Genomic DNA, 19,517 nt, shown 5'->3' with positions numbered 1-19,517 from the left:
GCTCTCAAGCAATCTCCTCACTCTGCTCCTTGCGCATGGGCAAAATGAGCGTAAACACAGATCCCTCTGACGTGCTATTTGCGAGGAGGAGATCTCCACCAAGCGCCTTCGCCATCATGCGAGAATAGGACAGCCCCAAACCGAGTCCACGTACTTTGTCTTTTTTATTGCTTCCCCGGAAAAAGCGCTCAAACACAAGAGGCTGTTCCTTTGCGGGTATTCCTGGTCCATCGTCTTTGACGTCGATTCGTAAATCGGTGTCCGTTTCGTAGAGAGTGAGCGCTATGCTTCCCTTCCCACCAACAGCCTGTTTCGCGTTGTTCAAAAGGTTAATCAGGATTTGCTGGACACGCCCCGGATCCACATAGATCATCGTCTGCTTATCCAGAACCCCAACGGTAAACGTAACGTGACCGAGGTCGTTAACAATCTGCCATTGTGAGGCGATCTCGCGGACCAGCTTGTTCACGTTTTGCTCTTCCTGACAAACGGTGATCGCTCCTACGGCAAATGAATTGAAGTCTAGCAAATCCTCTACCATTTTTTGCAGACGCTTGGTCTCCTTCAAGCAGATTTCCAAGAACTCCTTCTGCTCCTCACCGGAAACCACCTCGTCGTTAATTGCCTGGATCAAACCGCTAATCGACGTAACAGGGGTTTTCAACTCGTGTGTCACCCCTGCCAAAAGCTCTGTTCGCATGCTTTCCAACTGCCTAAGACGGTCGGCCATTTCTGCAAACGTATGCACCAGTTCGTGAATTTCCTTTTCCTTGATCGTTTTATTGAGCAAGACGTCGTAGTTTCCTTCTACGATCTGTCGTGCGGACATTACCACATTTTGAATCGGTTCAGACAGCTTCCGCGCATGAAAATAAATAACCGCCCAGCCAAGCACACCCAAACTCCCCAGCATGATGACCAAATATTGGATTTCCTCTTTCCCTACCTTGATATCCGTTTCTGGAAAAAGCAAGATCACTTCGCCAATGATCCGGTCATTAAACTCCAAATTTTTCCTGATTACATACAGGGTCTCTCCTGACGGATGCCTCACTTTATCCCGCATATCTGCCTGCTTCAACAGCTCAGGTGCTGCCTGCTGCAAAGGAGGCGGAAGCTTGGTTGGACGACTGTATACGACCTTTCCTTTTACATCTTCAATGAACAAAATCAGGTTGCGATCCACACCCATAAACTTGCGCCGATTATCCAATACCTGATGAAGTTTTTCCCCCACCAAAATATTTCCAACATCATCGACGACTCGATCAGCTACTTCCTCCGCAAACAGTCGCGTGACCTCGATCTGCTTTTCAATCGCAGCGTACTTGATCCAATAGGCAGAAACAGCCCCAATGATGAGTAATCCGATCACGAGGGTGAGTAGATAGCGTGTGGTCCAATAGCGCAGCAGCGATACGGGCTCATTGTTTTTTATAAACACAGAATTGATACCCAACCCCTCTTTGCGTCTTGATCTCGCCTTCCTGAACTGGCCAATTCTCCAGCGTCTTTCTGACCCGCTTGATCGCCAGGTCTACAGCACGGTCACTCCCACCATAGTCCATTCCCCATACTTGTTCGATCAATTGCTCCCGGGTAAAGGTCTGATTCGGATTTTGTGCCAGAAAAAGCAGCAAGGACAAATCGCGCGGGTGAAACGTCAGTTCGAGACCGTGCAGCGTCACGTGGTGGGACTGAAAGTTTATTTTTAAGCTTCCAAATAGTCGGGTTTCCTGATCTTTCACCAAAATTACAGAGCGGCGCAGCACCGCATTCACCCGTGCAACTACTTCATCCGCGACAAACGGCTTCGTTATGTAGTCATCTGCCCCTTGATTCAGTCCTTTGAGCTTTTGGTCTGTTTGACCGAGCGCCGTCATGATAATGACCGGACAGGAGCTCTTTTCGCGAATGTACTGGAGAATCTCCCAGCCGTTGCGTTCAGGGAGCATGACATCCAACAGAACCAGATCCGGCTTTTTTTCGTCAAAAAGCTCCATCGCCTCAAGTCCGTCGTTCGCTGACCAGACCTCATACCCTGCCTTTTGCAAGTAAGCCTTTATCACGCGCGCTATCACCAGTTCATCTTCTACCAATAATATGCTTTTCATATCTTCCCTACCTGATTTACAGACATATGATCATTCCTATTCGAGAATCCTCGCATGGTCTCTCTAATCGTCTACGTACTTCTATTCTATCAGTTTACATCCTTGTATTTAAATTTGGCTTTGATGTTTTTGGAAAATAGGAAAAAAGCCTTGCATCCTGTAAAAAGGAGCAAAGCTTTTTTTGTGAGGAACGTCCCCACTTTTCGTTAATTTTACACGTCAAAGTTGATGTCTTGATCGCTAGCATCGCCTTCGAACTCATAAATGGTATCGTCGGAGTCGCTGTCGATGATTTCACCTTTAATGTCGGCATCTTCGAAATCCTTGTCGTCCCAGATATCCTTGATAATATCTTCAACGAGAGCCTCTACATCGCCATCGTCATCCAGATCATCGAATTCATCTTTGTATTTATCCAGATTGATCTCGATTTCTACATCGATATCATCCTCATCGCCCTTCAGGGAGATACTCCATTTGAGGTCTTTGTAGTCATCGTAATCAGAGTTCAGATCATCTTCCAAATCATCCAGGGCATCCTGAATATCATCATTTTTTTTGTTATTGTTGTTTTTCTTGCCGTTTTTCAAATCAGAGATCTCTTTGTTCAGGCTATCGATGGTGTTTTGCAGGCTTCTGATTTGAGCATCACGTGCAGCCAACTCGTTTGCGTGTTGGGAGTTAGGTAAGTCTTTTACCGTAATGGTGTACTTCGCGCCATCCCATGCTACATCCTTGCTGAATACGCCAGCCATCATACGAAGCGGAATGTACGTGGTTCCGTTTACGATGAATGGTTCGATTGTTGTTGGAACAGCTGCACCGTTATAAATAACTTTAATGTTGTTGTACTTAGCTTGCAGATTCTTCGTTCCAGTCGCCGCTTGAGAGCTCGTCGGAATAAGTGTGGTAGTCAGAATCAACGCTGAGGCAATCGCCAGATATTGCTTCTTGAACATAGAAAATCCTCCATTCTCCCGGTTGTCTATTTCTTTCGTGTCACTATGTACCTCTCTTACTTTACCTATCGTTCGTGTCGAGAGTATGTCAATCAGTGATTTTTTCCTTTCCAATTTGAGGGGATTTCTATGACCAAAATGACCAAAACAACCAATATGACCGCATCATTTTCAATTTTTCACACCATCTATACAATGCAAAAGAGAGGGAATAAAGCGCTTTCAAATCTTGGAGGAGGAATGAATTCGATGCGGATCAACTTTAAAAATCTGACCGTACAGGTCGTTATTGCCATCATTCTCGGTATCTTAGTTGGTCATTTTGCACCCAAATTCGGCGCAGAGCTGAAAGTGTTGGCCGATATTTTTGTCAAACTGATCAAAATGGTCATTCCACCGATTGTCTTCTTCACCGTAGTGAATGGAATCGCCAGTATGGGAGACATGAAAAAGGTCGGAAAGATCGGCGGAAAAGCGCTACTCTATTTTGAAATCGTGACCACAATCGCATTGGCGATCGGACTGTTGGTTGTTAACTTGATCAAGCCTGGAGCAGGCTTTGACAAAACAGGACTGACCAGTGGGGACGTCTCCAAGTATACGGAGGCTGCTGCTCAGAGTAATAACGGTTTTATTGATTTTATTACGGGGATCATCCCGGAAAACGTCGTCGGGGCGATGGCAAAAGGCGAGCTGTTACCGATTCTGTTCTTCGCTGTCCTGTTTGGTCTCTCACTCGCTGCCATGGGGCAAGCGTCTCAGCCTGTCATCAAGCTGTTTGACAAGCTGACACACGGATTTTTTGGTGTCGTTAACATGATCATGAAGGTTTCTCCAATCGCTGCATTTGGGGCGATGGCGTACACGATTGGCAAATTCGGCATCGGGTCGCTGACCAGACTGGGCCTTTTGATGACGGCAGTCTATATCACGATGTTTTTGTTCATTATTCTCGTATTGGGCGGGGTCGCGCGCTACTACAAATTCAGCATCTTCTCGTTTATCAAATACATTCGGGAGGAAATTCTGCTCGTGCTCGGAACATCCTCCTCAGAATCCGCTCTTCCGAGAATGATGGACCGGCTGGAGAAGTACGGCTGCTCCAAATCCGTTGTCGGTCTGGTCGTACCGACGGGCTACTCGTTTAATCTGGATGGCACCTCCATCTATTTATCTATGGCTGCCATTTTTATCGCCCAGGCATATGGCATCGAGCTCAGCTTTTGGGAACAGATCACTCTTTTAGGAATCCTGATGATTACGTCAAAAGGGGCTGCCGGTGTCACAGGTTCTGGTTTCATTACACTCGCCGCTACCTTGGCAGCCTTCCCTGTCATTCCGGTCGAAGGCATTGCCCTCTTGATCGGCGTTGATCGATTCATGTCAGAAGCTCGTGCCATCACGAATCTCATCGGAAATGGCGTAGCTACTGTTGTCATAGCCAAGCATGAAAATGAGTTCCATCCGGGACGCGTCCAGCAAACAGATGAAACGGCCATCGAGTCGGACAAGGAGTCAGAAGCAAAACCGATCATGGCCTAGTTCCAATAAAAAAGAGGTTCTCCGATTGGGAGAGAACCTCTTTTTGCTTTAGTCATTCGGCCATGTTTTGCGAAGCTCAACCTCAAATTGGCGCAGGTGATTAATTCGCTTCTGTGCTGCCTGATATTCCTCCTGCCAGCCGTCTTTCTCGCGCTCTCTGATCAGCTCCGCCTTTTTCTCCAGCTCCCTTACCTCATTACGCAATGCGATCACGATGTCCAATAGCTCATCCATCTCCATGGATCGCATGTCTTGAATAAAGACCCATTCCGCTTCTGTTAATCGATACTGTTTGTTCGCCATGTTTCATCATCCTTAAAATAACCTCTATCGAAGTCCACTCATAGAGGAGCGACCGCGTTTTAGAGGATAGTTAATATTCGTACTCATTTATAAGTGTGTCATTTTTAAATAAAAATGTTTCATTTTAAAGAAAAACGATGTCATTTCGTGTATAATAGTTGTTGTAGGTATGAATGTCGACAATAATCCGCACAACAGGGGGGATTATTACTAAAATATCACCGGGATGGATATAATTCCAAATAATTATTGACGACTTGTTGCTCACTGGGAAAAAGAGCAGCTATCTATGCCAATACAGTGTTTTGCGTGAAGGAGGATCTTACATGTTCTCTATTAGAGAATCTGATTTGCCGGGAATCGGCAGGAAGTACCAGGTCGAGACCAGAAGTGGCGACAAGCTGGTTATCGTCATTCACGATGACGGCCGCCGGGAAATGTATCACTTTGACCGTGATGATATAGACGAAACACTCTCCATGGTTACCCTTGACGATGATGAGGCGAGACAAATTGCTGCCATCGTAGGCGGCTTGACGTACAAACCATCTGCACTGGAAACAGTCGAGGTTGCGTTAGACAAACTCATGATCGAATGGTACAAGATTGAATCGAACGCTCCTGCCATTGGCAAGACGATCGGGGAACTCAACATTCGTCAAGAAACAGGCGCTACGATCATCGCCGTTATCGAAAAAGACCATAATCAAACGATTAATCCCGGCCCCGAGTATGTCCTTTGTACAGGATCTACTTTGGTCGTTGCAGGTGAACGGAAGCAGGTGAAGGCTCTCAAGACTATTCTCAGCAACGGAGGTGAGTGATATTGGAGCACATCGTTTTTGAAGTCGGTCTTGCCCTCGCACTCATAGCAATCGCGGGGTTCCTCTCCATGAAGTTAAAATTCTCCATCGTACCCTTCTACATTCTCGTCGGGATGATCGTGGGGCCACACGCTCCCGACATCGGTTTGTTTGATCTCCGCTTTATTTCAAGCGCCCCGCTCATTGAATTTATGGGCAGACTCGGCGTACTCTTCCTGTTATTTTACCTCGGACTTGAATTTTCAGTAGGCCGCCTGATCAAGGCTGGTCGATCTATTGCCGTTGGCGGTACCATTTACATTGTCATCAACTTTACCCTCGGCCTCTTGTTTGGTTGGGCCGCTGGATTTCCACTTAAAGAAGTTTTGATTATCGCAGGTATTACCACTATTTCCTCCAGTGCCATTGTGGCAAAAGTACTGGTGGATCTCAAACGTACAGCAAATCGCGAAACAGAGATGATCTTGGGGATCATCATGTTCGAAGACATATTCTTGGCCGTCTATATCTCGATCGTGTCCGGCTTGGTGTTAAGCGGTGCAACTTCTCTTGCTGGCGTACTCTCATCTGCATTGATTGCACTCGGCTACATGCTCCTCCTCATTATCGTAGGCCGCAAGCTCGTTCCTTTCCTGAATCGGGCATTGAACATCAAATCAAACGAAGTGTTTATGATTACAGTGTTTGCCGCTTTGTTTCTGATTGCGGGTTTTTCCGAAACGATCCATGTTGCCGAAGCCATCGGAGCATTACTCGTGGGTCTCGTCTTGGCAGAAACACAACACATGAAACGCATCGAGCACCTCATCCTGCCGTTTCGTGACTTCTTCGGGGCCATGTTCTTCTTCAGCTTCGGTTTGACAATTGATCCATTGTCATTAGGTGGAGCCGTATGGTTGTCCATTGGCGCCGTTGCCCTTACCCTTTTCGGTAACGTTGTCGCCGGGCTATTGGCTGGGCGAAGTGCCGGATTGCCTCCGAAGGCTTCTACCAATATTGGACTGACCATCGTATCTCGCGGTGAGTTCTCCATCATCATGGCTAATCTCGGAAAAGCGGGCGCACTCATGGAAATTTTGCAACCATTTGCGGCTCTTTACGTTTTGATACTCGCCATTTTAGGTCCTTTGCTGACCAAGGAATCCAAGCATATTTACAAGCTGCTCAATGCTGTGTTTCGTCTGGATCGAAAGACACCCGTCAAAGAACCAGCAAACAAAGCAGACGCTGGATAATCAGAGAGACATGACTGCCGACAGCAATAATGCCTGCTGTCGGTTTTTCTATTGGATCGCAGACAGCATGTTCTCCATGATTTCTTCACTCATCGGGCCGATGTATTTATTCTGGACCACGCCGTTCGAATCAATGATGTAGCTGGTCGGAATCGAAATGGCTTTGGACACATTCGCTACTTTTTTATCGGGATCGAGCAAGATCGGGAAGCTGATGCCGTACAACTTCACGAAATCCGCCACTACTTCCGGGCTCGTCTCCGTATCGGTCAGATTGACCCCGAGAATCACTACACCTTTTTCCTTGTTCTCTTCGTAGTAACGCTGCATGTCCGGGATTTCTGCGCGGCAAGGAGGACACCACGTCGCCCACAGATTGAGAATGACTTTTTTCCCGCGAAAATTGGACAGCTTGACAGTACCGCCACCTAACTGCTGCAATTCAAAATCCGGAGCGGTATTTCCTTTTTCCATTCCAATCTGCCCGTTGCCTTGCTCGCCAGATGACGCGCTGGGCTCCTGCTTGTTCAAGATTTCCGCATCGAAAATGCCCCATCCCAAAAGCCCCAGGAGTACGACAATCGCCCAAACATTATGATGCTTCTTCATCGGTCGCTCCCCCTATCGGCTTCACTCGTCTGGACAAAAAGAGCAGCAAGAGAGCGAATGCATAGTACATGAGCTGAGAGCTGGAAAGTCCTGCAAACATAGCTTCTCGATTTGGAACAAAAAAGTGCACATAGACTTGGCTAATGGCAAACCACATTACGGGTGCAAGCCAAGCCGCCAGATGAATGAGTCCTTCCTTTGCCCGCTGCAGCCACCAAAGAAAGCAGGTGCATATGGCGATCTGCTGTACGTGATACCACATGCTGCTCTGTTCGAACACGACCGTGAGCAGCTGGTAAACGCCCGTTGCAGCAAGAAAACCTGTCGCCATGGCCAAGGCGACGAAATAAACAGGAATCGCTTTTTTTCGTACTGTCTTGGTGAGGTAGACGACAACTACCACGACAGCCAACATGGTTCCGTTTTCTCCCCCAGAAAAATAAAGAATGGATGAGGGGTTCTCCAGCGCTTTGGAAAAATCAAACAAGATGTAGCTGAATTTCCAAACGAGAAAAGCCAGCACCAGTGCATGACTCAACAGCTCAATCACCGCTGACTTCCATTCCCTACTATGTGTAAGCTGAGCGGATATAGCCACAAAGCCGAGCGAAAGCGAAACAACGACCGCCAGCATGCTCATTTTCAACAAAAAGGGGCCTATTTGAAAAGCATCCGACATTTTCGTTTCCTCCTTTAGGAAAATGGCTTACTCTAGGGAAGACAAGTATTCAAACAACTATCACCATATCAGGAAATGGGGAATAAAGGAATGCTCACGAATATTTTTACTTTGCAGGAGCGCTATGCCCTTGCTTTTTCTACGCGAACCGAGCATCCACAAGTGCGCGTATATCGGGATGAATCTGTCCCAGACATGTATAGCCATAATTATACAGAAGTCATGTCGGTGCCCACGCAGGACTGGCTACAAGCTTATATCGAGCAAGAGCTTCGGCGTGCCAAAGAGCAGCAGCTCGGCCACTTGAAGCTGGAATTGCACCCGTCGCTACCTTTTTCAGAAGAGTTCGTGTCTTTTGCGACTCAGCTTGGGTTTGAAGTGAATACGATGCTGTACATGCTCGCTCCGCTGGAGGTTGCCGATAAACTGGCGCCGAATCCACAATGCTCTGTTTTACGAGGAGATTCAACTGACGTCATGGAAGCAGGCATTCGCTGCCTTACTGCTTATGATTCGGTTATGATCAATCCTGATTTTGCTGTCCGTAAAGCGAACCGGAAAAGAGCGGTCTATGAAACCGGTGAGATCATCCCGTATGTATGCTTTGTCGATCAGGAGCCCGTCGGCGCATGTGAATGGCATCTTTACAAGGAGCTCGTTCGCATGGAGGAATTTTTTATACTGGATGCCTGGCAGCGTAGGGGACTCGGTACGGAAATCATTCGGGTCATGATGCAGGACGCCAAAAAGCTCGGCGCCACCCATATGTACTTGACGACCTATGCAGATGATACGCCACAGGAAATGTACAGAAAGCTCGGCTTTCAAGAGGTCGGGAGGCATTTGGAAATGATCTGGCGAAAAAACTAGAAAAAAGCTCCCACCAAGTCGCTTAGTGGGAGCCATCCAATTTTTGGCGTTAATCTACTCTTTTGTCATGGTAAGCAGCGCTTCTGCCTCCCGATCTCTTCGGTCGGTTTCGCCATTTTTGGTCCATTGTAAAAAGCGGTCGTCCAAAAGCTCTGCCAAGATTGCTCGTTTGTCCGCTTCGCTCACAGACAGCGAGAGTATTTGTCTTCTCATGCTGCCGAGAAAAAGCGTGTAGTCCTCGTATTCCGGTCCCACCCACTCTTCGAGCTGGCGGCGCATTTTCTTTGCCAGTCCCGGGTTATTTCCACCTGTAGAGATCGCAATCTGCAAGTCTCCACGTGCAACGACAGATGGAACGGTAAAGGAACAGAGGTCTGGGCGATCAACGATATTGATCCACTGATGCGGACGACACGCTTCGTATACCGCCAAATTGACGGCGGGATCACTCGTCGCTGCGATGATGAGCACTGCCTCTTCGACGTCTTGTCGGGTAAAGGGGCGCAGTACTACCGTCAGCTTCTTGGCGTGTGCCCATTCAAGAATAGTTGCCGTACAGGAGGGACTCACAACGGTAACATCCGCACAAGCAGCAAGCAGACTGCCGATTTTCCGCTCGGCTACCTGCCCGCCACCAACCACCAAGCAACGCTTGTTTTGTAGATTGACCATCATGGCATAGTGCGTCATAAGCGTTCCCTCCCCTCGGTTTCCTATTGTTGCACGTGCTCGATTCCAAGCGTAGCTTCAAACCAGTTGATTTTCTCACGCATCTTCACGACTTCACCGACCAGAATGATAGCTGGATTCGTGATGTGGCTGTTTTGGGCCAAACGTTCCTCAATATCAGCCAAGGTACCCGTTACTACTGCTTGCTGCGGGAGTGTTCCCCACGAGATGACGGCTACTGGCGTATGTGGATCGCGTCCGTGCTTGATTAATTGGGTGCGGATCAACGGCAGGTTGGCGACTCCCATGTAAAAAGCAACCGTGTCGATGCCATTCGCGAGAGCACTCCATTTTTCTACCGCCAGCTCCGGTTTGTCTTCACGCAAATGTCCCGTCACGACAGCAAATGACGAGCCGTGATCGCGGTGTGTCACCGGAATACCCGCATACGCCGAGGCTGCAATTCCAGCTGTTACTCCCGGGACGATTTCAAAGGCAATTCCTCGCTCAGCCAAATGCTGTGCTTCTTCTCCGGCACGACCAAACACACAAGGATCGCCGCCTTTTAGCCGTACGACGACTTTTCCTTCCAGCGCTTTTTCCGCTAACAGCTCGTTAATCGATTCCTGTCTCATCGTATGATGATCCGGCAGCTTGCCGCAGTAGATGCGTTCTGCCGTCTGTGGCGCGTACTCCAACAAAGCTGGATTTGCCAGACGATCATACACAACCACCTCTGCCTTTTGCAGGCATTCCATTCCTTTTACAGTAATCAGCTTTGGATCGCCAGGGCCAGCTCCTACGAGATAGACTTTCCCCGCGCCGCTCATCGGTCACTTACTCCTGCTGATGCAAATGTCGCCATCTCACGAACCATCCGTGTCGCTGCTTCCACGATTGGAAACGCCAATGTTGCTCCGCTTCCTTCGCCCAGTCGCAATTTCAGGCTGAGCAGCGGCTCCTTGCCTAATTCTTGCAGGACAAAATCATGCCCCGGCTCCTCAGAACGGTGACCCGCGATCAAGTAATCAGCAACGAGTGGCTCCATTCGAACAGCAAGCAAAGCCGCTACCGTAGCGATAAAGCCATCCAGCAGCACAGGGACACGTCGAGAGGCTGCTCCCATGATCGCCCCAGCCATTGCTCCGATTTCCAGTCCGCCGACTTTTGCCAAAACGTCCAACGGATTGGTCGCATCCGGGCGATGCAAGGCGAGTGCTTCGCGAACAACTGTCTTTTTACGCTGCCAGCCTGCGTCATCCAGCCCTGTTCCACGTCCGACGATTTGCTCAGGATCAGCTCCGGTTAAGGCTGACAGGATCGCACTGCTGGCTGTGGTGTTGCCAATGCCCACTTCACCGACGATCAGGACTTTGGCGCCTTCCCCGATCATTGCTTCTGCCATCTCGAGGCCAACTGTGATAGAGCGCTGCGCTTCGTCTGCCGTCATCGCAGCTTCTTTCAGCATATTGCCCGAGCCTGCTCTGATTTTCTTATGATAAACACCCGGTGCTTCGATCTCGACCGCTACACCGACATCTACGATTTTTTGAATGGCTCCGATTTGTCTGGCGAAGACGTTGACTCCAGCTCCACCATGAACCATATTCAGCACCATTTGCGCTGTCACTTCCTGCGGATAGGCAGAGACACCTTCCCGTGCCACACCGTGATCGGCCGCAAAAACAAGCACGCCCGGCGGTGTTACAACAGGCATTGTCTCACCTGTCATCCCAGCCAGCTCAATAGCCAATTGCTCCAGGCGACCAAGGCTGCCAAGCGGTTTGGTCAACTGATCCACATGCTGTCTCGTTTGCTCACTTGCTTCCTGATTTCGTGGCTCAATCGCCGGATAAATGACTGCCATTATATTTGCACCTCTTTTTCTTGAAAAGCCTTCATGTACTCTTCGATCGTATCCAACTTCACATGGCGACGAACAGTATCCGCCAACAGATCGTACCCCTGCTCTCGTAGAGCGACAAAAGATGGGCGATCCGTAATCGGTGAGAGTCCTTTTTGCTCACGGATGGCATTCAGCAACAGTGTGCGGAAGTGGTCATTGTGGAACAGGCCATGGAAATACGTGCCGATCAACTGCCGCTCCTCCTGACAATAGCCCTCCGTACGCCCCTCCATCTGGATAAAAGGAAAATCATTGCGCGAATAAGTCGATTGCCCCATGTGAATTTCGTAGCCTTCCACCGTCAGCTTTTCCTTCGCAAATACTGCTTCTCCACGTGACAAAACAGTCGTTTTCTTCTGTTCCATCGTCGTAATCATCGGGATAAGACCCAGCCCATCAAGCTGCTGTAATGGAGACTCGACCCCAGCTGGATCATGAATGGCTTCTCCCAGCATTTGATAACCGCCGCACAAACCGACGATATACGTCTTCCCTTTATGATGAAGGTCTTTGACCGCCGCGGCAAGACCTGTCTCTCGTAAGAATTGCAAATCCTCGAGTGTGTTCTTGCTGCCCGGCAAGACAATCAGGTCAGGTTCCCCCAGCTCTTCCAGACGTGTCACAAAGCGCATCCGGCAATCCGGCTCTACAAAAAACGGGTCCACGTCGGTAAAGTTGGAAATTCGCGGATAGCGCAAAACCGCAATGTCAATCTCCCGCGGTGTCTCACGCTGCCCTTGATAACGATGCAAAATCAACGAGTCCTCCGCATCGATCCACAAGTCTGGAATAAATGGCACGACACCAAGGACAGGCTTGCCCGTATATTCCTCGAACCAGTCGAGTCCCGGCTGCAAAAGTGTCAAATCACCGCGAAAACGATTGATAATGACGCCGACCACGCGGTCTCGATCTTCGGGCTCGAGCAGTTGGAGGGTACCGACCAAGCTGGCAAACACTCCCCCACGCTCGATGTCTGCCACCAAAATGACGGGCGCATTCGTTAGACGAGCGACTCGCATATTGACGAGCTCACGGTCATTCAGATTGACCTCTGCCGGACTGCCAGCCCCTTCAATGACGATCCGCTCGTAGGAGCTAGCGAGTCGTTGATACGCTTCCTCAATGATCCGCAAGCCCTTGTCATAAAACTCCGTCCGATAGGCAAAAGCCTTCATGTTGCCGTATGGCTCGCCGTTAACGACAATTTGCGATTCGGAATCTCGTGTCGGCTTGATCAAAATGGGGTTCATGTCAGTCGTCGCCAGAATTCCTGCCGCCTCTGCCTGAACGCCCTGTGCCCGCCCGATTTCTTTTCCATCCAGCGTCACGTAGGAATTCAGGGCCATATTTTGCGATTTGAACGGAGCTGTCTTGTAGCCATCTTGGGCAAAAATCCGGCACAGCGCTGTTGCAATCGCACTTTTTCCTGCATCCGAGCTGGTACCTTGCACCATCAACGGGAGGGTCTTAGGCACGCTCGGCCACCTCCGCGCAAAGGCTCAGCCAACGTTCGACCAGGTCAGGATTGGAGCCGAAATGCAAGTGAGTATAGCCTGCGACCAGATTTTCTTGGGCATAGCCCTCCGGTTTCGTACCGCGGAGCCCTTTCGTCTCATATGCTGCTGGCAGCTCTTGATCCGAAGCATACGTAGAGTAATGGAATTCATGCCCTTTTGCCTGTTCCTCGGTGCCGATCAAGAAATTGCCTTCCTTGCCACGCACTTCCCGATAGCCAAGCGCTGCGAGCTTTTTCTGCATGGTCACTTTGCCTGGGATGAGCCCCACCATTGGATAGCTGTCGCCATCAGTTGTGACGATCGCCTCTGTCAAAAACATGTAGCCGCCGCACTCAGCCAAGGTAGGCAAGCCTTTTGTAATCGCAGATCGGATCGATTGTTTCACCGCTTCATTTTGCGATAGCTCTGCTGCAAACTCCTCCGGGAAGCCTCCCCCGATGTACAAGCCATCTGCGTCCTCAGGCACTCCCTCACCGGCCAGTGGGGAAAAGAACGCAAGCTTCGCGCCATATGCTTCGAGCAGCTCCAAATTTTCCGGATAGTAAAAATGAAAAGCAGGGTCCTTCGCTACAGCAATGGTGACATTGGCAGACGCTTCTCGCGGAGCAAACAGCGTAGGTTCTACTTGCAGCGGCTCAGCCTTTGCCAGTTCCCAGATTTGCTCCAAATCGACTGTCTCTGCGATCAAGTCAGCCAGCTTTTCAAACAGCGGTGTCAACTCTCCACGCTCGACAGATGGCACCAACCCGAGATGACGTTCCGGTATTTCCAGCTCATTCTCCCGTTTTAGATAGCCTACGACCGGAATCCCGCATTCCTGCTCGATCGCTGCCTTCACGATTTTGTGATGCCCTTCACTCCCGACCTTGTTCGCGATGACACCGACGATTCTCGCCTGTGGATTGAGCAGTTGAAAGCCTTTGACAATCGCAGCTGCACTGCGCGCCATGCTCTGACAATTGACCACCAACAGAACCGGAGAGCCAGTCAGGATGCTGATTTCTGCCGTGCTGCCTTTATCGCTGGTCGCTTCCTTGCCATCGTACATGCCCATGACACCCTCAATAATCGAGATGTCAGCACCCTCGCTGCCGCAGACAAAAATCTCCTTCACGATCTCGTGCTCCAGCATGAAGCTGTCCAGATTGCGCGAGGCTCTGCCGGTCACAGCCGTATGATACGTAGGATCGATGTAATCAGGCCCGCACTTGAAGCCCTGTACGGTATGCCCTTTTCTTTTCAGAGCAGCCATCAGTCCGATGGTAACGGTTGTCTTACCCGCTCCGCTGCCCGTTCCTGCAATCACAATACGGCGGCTGTCCGTCATGCACGCTCCTCCTCATGATAGGGCATCAATCCGACCGAAATGGTGGTGTTGCCCGACTTCTTCTTGGTCAAAAGGAGTTCGCCCGCGCCAGCGTATAGCTTCGCGGCAGGCTCGCTCACTCCGTACGCTCCCGTGAACTTGAAGACGGTATCAGACGGATCGCTGATTTCTACCTGATTCAACTCTTCCGGCGAATACCAGACGAATGGCCAGCCGTACTTTTCGCAAACGGCGATGAGACCTGCTTCATCCTTTTTCAGCTCGATGGTCGCCAGTGCTTTTACACTTTTGATCGAAAATTGCAGTTCATCCAGCGTTTCCTTGATGACAGCCTCGATCTCTTCTGTTGAGGTTCCCCGGTTGCAACCCATCCCGAGCACGATTACCTTCGGACGATAAAGGACGCCGTTGTCCAAAATCGATTGTTCCTCCGGTGTGAGCAAGCGATGAGAAACGACGAGAGCAGCTTGCGGCTGATCGGCTTGTGCCTCAGCGATTGTCGCGTATTCCTTGATGGACGGTGGCATCGGTGTGTCATGCATCCACCAGTCGCGTTCACCGGATTCATTGATGACAGCTACGCGCTCCTCGTTTACGACAGAAGCACTGACAGGGGTCAGCTTTTCAGCGGAATCCCACTCCCAACCAAAACGTCTACCGAATAGATCGACGGGAATCGTCTTTTGTACGTCTGATGCTGTGGTGATAATCGGACGAGCCCCCATGACTGCCGCTACCTCGCGAGCCAGCTCATTGGCACCGCCCAAATGGCCAGACAGCACACTGATGACATTCTCCCCACGGTCATCGACGACGACGACACCCGGGTCTTTCTTTTTGTCTTCGAGTAAAGGTGCGATCATCCGAATAACCGCACCCAGCGAAATAATGATGATTAAGCCTTTATAAGCAGGCCAGAGAGCGGGAAACAGCATCCGGACACTGTTGGAAAACAGCTGGATGCCGCGCGCTTCCTCATCTCCGCGCTCGAACTTGCTCATGTAGTACAGGTCTGTCCCAGGGAATTTCTGTGCCAGATCGCGTGCCATCTCTACACCGTGCTTCGTGATCGCGACGATCGCATAGTCTCCGCGCTGCTCGATAACAGGGATTTCTCCCTCGATCAGTTCGATGATCTTCATTATTCCTTCACACCTTTTCTGAACCCGTGTGTAAAGGTTTTATCATACAGCTTGGAACGGTATTGCTCGCTCTTGTCGTGGATGTTCGGGTCCAATGCCCAGCCAGCCAAAATCATCGCGTGTTTGCGAATACCATTTTTGCCCATGTCTTCGTCCAAATTTTTCAGCGTGGTGCGAACGATCAATTGATCCGGCCAGCTTGCACGTTGTACGACTGCTACTGGTGTATCCTCGCTCCAGCCTGCATCGACCAGCTCACGGACTACTTTTTTCGTCAAAGTCGCGCTAAGGTACAGAGCCAACGTACAATGATGCTCAGCAAGCGCACGCAGCTTTTCTCTTTCAGGCACTGGTGTGCGACCTTCCGCGCGGGTGAGGATGATCGTCTGTGTCAGATCAGGAATCGTCAGCTCGGCTCCTACTGCTGCCGCTGCCGCAAATACTGAGCTCACACCTGGAACGATTTCTACCTCGATGCCTTTTTCTTTCAATAGGGCGATCTGTTCCATAATCGCGCCATAAATGGACGGATCACCTGTATGCAGGCGTACGACTGTTTTTCCGCTATGAATCCGGTCTACCAACAGCTCTACCATTTCTTCCAATGCCATACCCGAGCTTTGCAGTACCTCTGCATTGGGATTGCTCATTGCTACCAAGTCCTCGTTCACGAGGGAATCGGTATACATAATGACGTCTGCCTTTTGCAACAGCTTCAAGCCTTTTACCGTAATCAAATCAGGGTCGCCGGGACCCGCTCCCACTATGTACAGTTTCATTATTTTTTCACCACCATCAGTGTAAGATAGCTAAGCTCTGCCCGCTCCAGTTCACGCATATCGGTCCAAACCATTTCCTCGGAGGAAGTGACCTTGGTCGCGACCGCTGCCTTTTCAGCCAGCCCCATTTCTTTTAGCAAGCCAATGATCATTGGCAGTACCTTTGCTACCTTCAGGAACACGACGGTATCATGGTTCTCAAGCGCTTTGCGCATGGCTTCCTTGTCTTCTGTTGCCGGGATGATGCCGATCTGCTCTTCCCCGTCCGCCAGCGGCAGATTGAAGCGGGAAGCTGCTCCCAGAAACGAAGAGACGCCTGGTACGGTCACGATTGGTACTTCCGGGTGCTCCTCATGCATGACGCGCATCATGTGGATGAACGTGCTGTAAAACATCGGATCGCCTTCCGTTACAAAAGCAACGTCCTTGCCTTCAGACAAACGCTCCCAAACGATCTCCACGGTGTTGTTCCACTCGCGCTCCAAAATTTCTTTGTCCCGCGTCATCGGGAATACGAGCCCAAGCATTTCCTTGTCTGGGGTCTGCACATACAGCTCTGCGATTTGATGCGCGTAGCTTTTGCTGCCCATCCGTTTTTTCGGATACGCAACCACTGGTGATTGCTGTAATAGACGAAATGCCTTAACGGTAATCAATTCAGGGTCGCCGGGACCTACTCCCAGTCCGTACAATGTTCCGATCTTAGTCACTTGCTGTCTCCTCCTTGTTCTTCTGCCTGCTTGGCCCAGGCCGTAATGATGTAGATCGGATTCAATGCTTCAAAGCGCGTCAGGGACAAAATCGGCTTGCTGCGCGATAGCTGCGCCAGTGTCACCGATGTCTCGAATCCTTCTTGCGCGAATGCTTGTGTCGCTTCGTACAATGTCTCAATGGTCGCTGCATTCACCACGATCCGGCCATTCGGGCGCAGTCGTGTGCAGCAGATGTTCAACAGCTCTCGCAATTCTCCACCACTGCCGCCGATAAATACGGCATCCGGGTCCGGGAACTCATCCAAGCCATGTGGGGCGCGTGCGTTAATCACTGTCAAATCCGTGCGAAACTTCGCCATGTTCTGGCGGCAGTTTTCCAGATCGTCCACGTTCTTCTCTACGCCGTACACTTCACCCTCACGCGCAATTCGTGCCGCTTCAATGGCGACAGAGCCTGTGCAGGTGCCGATGTCCCAGACGATGCTTTTCGCATGCAATTGCAGCTGTGCAATGCTTAAAATGCGCACTTCTTTTTTCGTAATAAGTCCCTTGTCCGGTTTGCGCTGGGAAAACTCCTCGTCTGCGATTCCAAACGGCCACACCGGGCTTGGACGACGTTTTTTCAAAATCACGACATTCAGATCAGAGAAGCTACCATCAGCCATTTCCTCAAGGGAATACCAGCCTGTCCGCTCTTCGGCACTGCCGAGGTTCTCCGCCACGAACGCATCGTACTCATTCATTTGGAACGAAAGGAGATAGCGGGCAATCGCTGCTGGCGAGTTTTCCCGATCCGTCAAAAGAGCGACCTTATCCTTCCCGTCGATCCGTTGCGCCAGACCTTTGATACTACGTCCGTGCACACTTGCCAATGTCGCATCCTGCCATGATTCGCCCATTTTGGCAAAAGCGAGCTGAATGGAGCTGAGGTGCGGGTAAATCTCCACGTTCAGCTTTTTGGAAAGTAAGCCACCTATCCCGTAAAAGAGCGGGTCGCCTGACGCCAGAATGACCGTCTTGCGTGTCTCTGTGCGTAGCTCTTCTACCATCGCGGTCAGTCCGCCCTTTAGTACACGCTTTTCCCCTGTATACTCCGGGAAAAAGCTGAGGTGCCGCTCTCCTCCAACTAACAGTTCACTTTCCTCTATCCAAGTCCGGTACAGCGGCAGCAGGCTCTGCTGTCCATCATCCCCGATTCCAATTACTTTCATCGCCTGTGTCATTGATCGTCACCCTTCCCAACAGGGACCCTTTCATTGTGATGATGATGGTTTCGACCTCGATGCCGCCGCCCACTTCCTTTAGTGCAGCGCGACAGCAGTTTTCGCACATGATCTCGAAAAAGGCTGGCGTGTCCACCATCATATCGCCTACCTGCGAAGCGGTGTTGGCTCCCAAAATTTCGTCAATACGCTCCTGCGGTGCTCCTGCATCTGCTGCCATTTGAGCGAGGAAGCCGAAATCGACGGGTGCGCTTTTGGAATGAACCATCATGACGCCCTGCGCTACCTTGGAAAACTTGCCCATCATCCCGACCAAGGTCACTTTGCGCATCTTTTTGTTCTTGCACTGCTTGAGGGAAAAGCCGACGAAATCGCCCATCTCCACGAATGCTTCTTCCGACAGCTCTGGATAAGTAGCGACTCCGTAGGATTCACTCTTTCCGCCCGTCGACAGCACAATATGATCGCAGCCGGCTTCCTTGGCGACATTGACCGCTTGTGCCACGCTTGCCTTGTAAGCAGAAGTGGAAAACGGCACCACGATTCCACGCGTCCCCAAAATGGAGATGCCGCCGAGTATGCCGAGTCGTCCATTCAAGGTTTTTTTGGCGATTTCCTCACCCGCAGGCACGGAGATGACGATTTTGATCCCGCGCTGGGTCCCGTACTCATCCAGAACAGCCTGCGCGGTTTCCCTGATCATTTTGCGCGGGACGGGATTGATCGCTGCCTCGCCAATCGGAACAGGCAACCCTGGCTTGGTCACCCGTCCCACACCGAGTCCGCCATCCAAAATAATGCCGGGCTCATCCGACCATTCCACCGTAGAGAGAATAAGGGCACCGTGTGTCGCGTCTGGGTCGTCTCCCCCATCCTTGATCGTGCCTGCTGTCGCCCTCTCCAATGAAAAATCACAGCTCTCCATCAGAAAGGTGACATCCTCGCCGATTGGCAGGCGAATCGTCGCTTGGCTTTGCTCTTCCTGAGTAATCAGCGCGATCAAAGCAGCCTTGGTTGTCGCCGTTGCACATGATCCAGTCGTATATCCATGGCGGAGGGGTTTTGCCTCTTTCTCGTCCGTTGCTGCTTTGGCTGCCATCTGC

General features: G+C 50.5%; 20 protein-coding genes. 4 read left to right on the top strand and 16 right to left on the bottom strand.

The features are described 5' to 3' along the window. Positions 1–4: 4 nt before the first annotated feature. From BBR47_RS06715 to BBR47_RS06705, 3 genes are all read right to left on the bottom strand, one after another. Positions 5–1,459 (bottom strand): HAMP domain-containing sensor histidine kinase, encoded by a 1,455-nt coding sequence (locus tag BBR47_RS06715; RefSeq protein ID WP_012684997.1) that lies wholly within the window; start codon positions 1,457–1,459, stop codon positions 5–7. Further along, the gene (locus BBR47_RS06710; protein WP_012684996.1) at positions 1,425–2,114 is read right to left on the bottom strand and encodes a response regulator transcription factor; all 690 of its coding nucleotides are present in this window, start codon (positions 2,112–2,114) and stop codon (positions 1,425–1,427) included. Before BBR47_RS06710 ends, BBR47_RS06715 begins: the two co-directional genes overlap by 35 nt. Positions 2,115–2,326: 212 nt before the next feature. Then, the gene (locus tag BBR47_RS06705; protein ID WP_012684994.1) at positions 2,327–3,073 is read right to left on the bottom strand and encodes a stalk domain-containing protein; all 747 of its coding nucleotides are present in this window, start codon (positions 3,071–3,073) and stop codon (positions 2,327–2,329) included. Between the two features lie 249 nt (positions 3,074–3,322). On the opposite strand from BBR47_RS06705, the gene BBR47_RS06700 reads away from it, so the two are divergent. After that, positions 3,323–4,615, top strand: a complete 1,293-nt coding sequence (locus BBR47_RS06700; protein ID WP_012684993.1) for a dicarboxylate/amino acid:cation symporter — start codon at positions 3,323–3,325, stop codon at positions 4,613–4,615. Positions 4,616–4,663: 48 nt separating this feature from the next. Here BBR47_RS06700 and BBR47_RS06695 read toward each other — a convergent pair whose 3' ends face one another. Continuing rightward, positions 4,664–4,918, bottom strand: coding sequence for a hypothetical protein (locus BBR47_RS06695; RefSeq protein ID WP_012684992.1), 255 nt, complete (start codon positions 4,916–4,918; stop codon positions 4,664–4,666). Between the two features lie 326 nt (positions 4,919–5,244). On the opposite strand from BBR47_RS06695, the gene BBR47_RS06690 reads away from it, so the two are divergent. Further along, a complete protein-coding gene (locus BBR47_RS06690) occupies positions 5,245–5,742 on the top strand; it encodes a cation:proton antiporter regulatory subunit (RefSeq protein ID WP_012684991.1) in 498 nt (165 codons plus the stop codon). 2 nt (positions 5,743–5,744) lie between these two features. After that, on the top strand, positions 5,745–6,977 hold the full coding sequence (locus tag BBR47_RS06685) for a cation:proton antiporter (RefSeq protein WP_012684990.1): 1,233 nt from the start codon (positions 5,745–5,747) through the stop codon (positions 6,975–6,977). A gap of 48 nt (positions 6,978–7,025) precedes the next feature. Here the strand turns inward: BBR47_RS06685 and BBR47_RS06680 are convergent, their stop codons facing one another. Together BBR47_RS06680 and BBR47_RS06675 are read right to left on the bottom strand one after the other, a co-directional pair. Continuing rightward, positions 7,026–7,586: a peroxiredoxin family protein gene (locus tag BBR47_RS06680; protein WP_012684989.1), complete on the bottom strand. Its 561-nt coding sequence runs from the start codon at positions 7,584–7,586 to the stop codon at positions 7,026–7,028. Beyond that, positions 7,570–8,265 (bottom strand): hypothetical protein, encoded by a 696-nt coding sequence (locus tag BBR47_RS06675; protein WP_012684988.1) that lies wholly within the window; start codon positions 8,263–8,265, stop codon positions 7,570–7,572. The genes BBR47_RS06680 and BBR47_RS06675 overlap by 17 nt, the downstream gene beginning before the upstream one ends. 90 nt (positions 8,266–8,355) lie before the next feature. On the opposite strand from BBR47_RS06675, the gene BBR47_RS06670 reads away from it, so the two are divergent. Beyond that, positions 8,356–9,135: a GNAT family N-acetyltransferase gene (locus tag BBR47_RS06670; protein ID WP_012684987.1), complete on the top strand. Its 780-nt coding sequence runs from the start codon at positions 8,356–8,358 to the stop codon at positions 9,133–9,135. 54 nt (positions 9,136–9,189) lie between these two features. Here the strand turns inward: BBR47_RS06670 and BBR47_RS06665 are convergent, their stop codons facing one another. Genes BBR47_RS06665 through BBR47_RS06620 form a run of 10 tightly spaced genes read right to left on the bottom strand, consistent with a single transcriptional unit; the run spans position 9,190 to position 19,513 of the window. Continuing rightward, complete coding sequence (locus BBR47_RS06665) at positions 9,190–9,825, bottom strand: precorrin-2 dehydrogenase/sirohydrochlorin ferrochelatase family protein (protein WP_012684986.1); 636 nt, start codon at positions 9,823–9,825, stop codon at positions 9,190–9,192. Positions 9,826–9,848: 23 nt separating this feature from the next. Continuing rightward, on the bottom strand, positions 9,849–10,634 hold the full coding sequence (gene cobA, locus BBR47_RS06660; protein WP_012684985.1) for a uroporphyrinogen-III C-methyltransferase: 786 nt from the start codon (positions 10,632–10,634) through the stop codon (positions 9,849–9,851). Beyond that, the gene (cobT, locus tag BBR47_RS06655) at positions 10,631–11,671 is read right to left on the bottom strand and encodes a nicotinate-nucleotide--dimethylbenzimidazole phosphoribosyltransferase (RefSeq protein ID WP_012684984.1); all 1,041 of its coding nucleotides are present in this window, start codon (positions 11,669–11,671) and stop codon (positions 10,631–10,633) included. Before cobT ends, cobA begins: the two co-directional genes overlap by 4 nt. Next, positions 11,671–13,188, bottom strand: a complete 1,518-nt coding sequence (locus tag BBR47_RS06650; protein ID WP_041749287.1) for a cobyric acid synthase — start codon at positions 13,186–13,188, stop codon at positions 11,671–11,673. Before BBR47_RS06650 ends, cobT begins: the two co-directional genes overlap by 1 nt. Further along, the gene (locus BBR47_RS06645; RefSeq protein WP_012684982.1) at positions 13,181–14,557 is read right to left on the bottom strand and encodes a cobyrinate a,c-diamide synthase; all 1,377 of its coding nucleotides are present in this window, start codon (positions 14,555–14,557) and stop codon (positions 13,181–13,183) included. The genes BBR47_RS06650 and BBR47_RS06645 overlap by 8 nt, the downstream gene beginning before the upstream one ends. Further along, positions 14,554–15,699: a cobalt-precorrin 5A hydrolase gene (locus tag BBR47_RS06640; protein WP_012684981.1), complete on the bottom strand. Its 1,146-nt coding sequence runs from the start codon at positions 15,697–15,699 to the stop codon at positions 14,554–14,556. Before BBR47_RS06640 ends, BBR47_RS06645 begins: the two co-directional genes overlap by 4 nt. Continuing rightward, positions 15,699–16,478: a precorrin-4 C(11)-methyltransferase gene (gene cobM, locus BBR47_RS06635; RefSeq protein WP_012684980.1), complete on the bottom strand. Its 780-nt coding sequence runs from the start codon at positions 16,476–16,478 to the stop codon at positions 15,699–15,701. Before cobM ends, BBR47_RS06640 begins: the two co-directional genes overlap by 1 nt. Beyond that, on the bottom strand, positions 16,478–17,188 hold the full coding sequence (gene cobI / locus BBR47_RS06630; RefSeq protein ID WP_012684979.1) for a precorrin-2 C(20)-methyltransferase: 711 nt from the start codon (positions 17,186–17,188) through the stop codon (positions 16,478–16,480). Before cobI ends, cobM begins: the two co-directional genes overlap by 1 nt. Further along, entirely contained in the window at positions 17,185–18,414 is a 1,230-nt protein-coding gene (cbiE, locus tag BBR47_RS06625; RefSeq protein ID WP_012684978.1) for a precorrin-6y C5,15-methyltransferase (decarboxylating) subunit CbiE, read from the bottom strand. The genes cobI and cbiE overlap by 4 nt, the downstream gene beginning before the upstream one ends. Continuing rightward, positions 18,377–19,513: a cobalt-precorrin-5B (C(1))-methyltransferase gene (locus tag BBR47_RS06620; protein WP_012684977.1), complete on the bottom strand. Its 1,137-nt coding sequence runs from the start codon at positions 19,511–19,513 to the stop codon at positions 18,377–18,379. Before BBR47_RS06620 ends, cbiE begins: the two co-directional genes overlap by 38 nt. Between the last annotated feature and the right edge of the window lie 4 nt (positions 19,514–19,517).

It is taken from the genome of Brevibacillus brevis NBRC 100599 (assembly GCF_000010165.1).
Lineage (GTDB): Bacteria > Bacillota > Bacilli > Brevibacillales > Brevibacillaceae > Brevibacillus > Brevibacillus brevis_D.
This window is presented reverse-complemented; position numbering and strand designations above follow the sequence as displayed.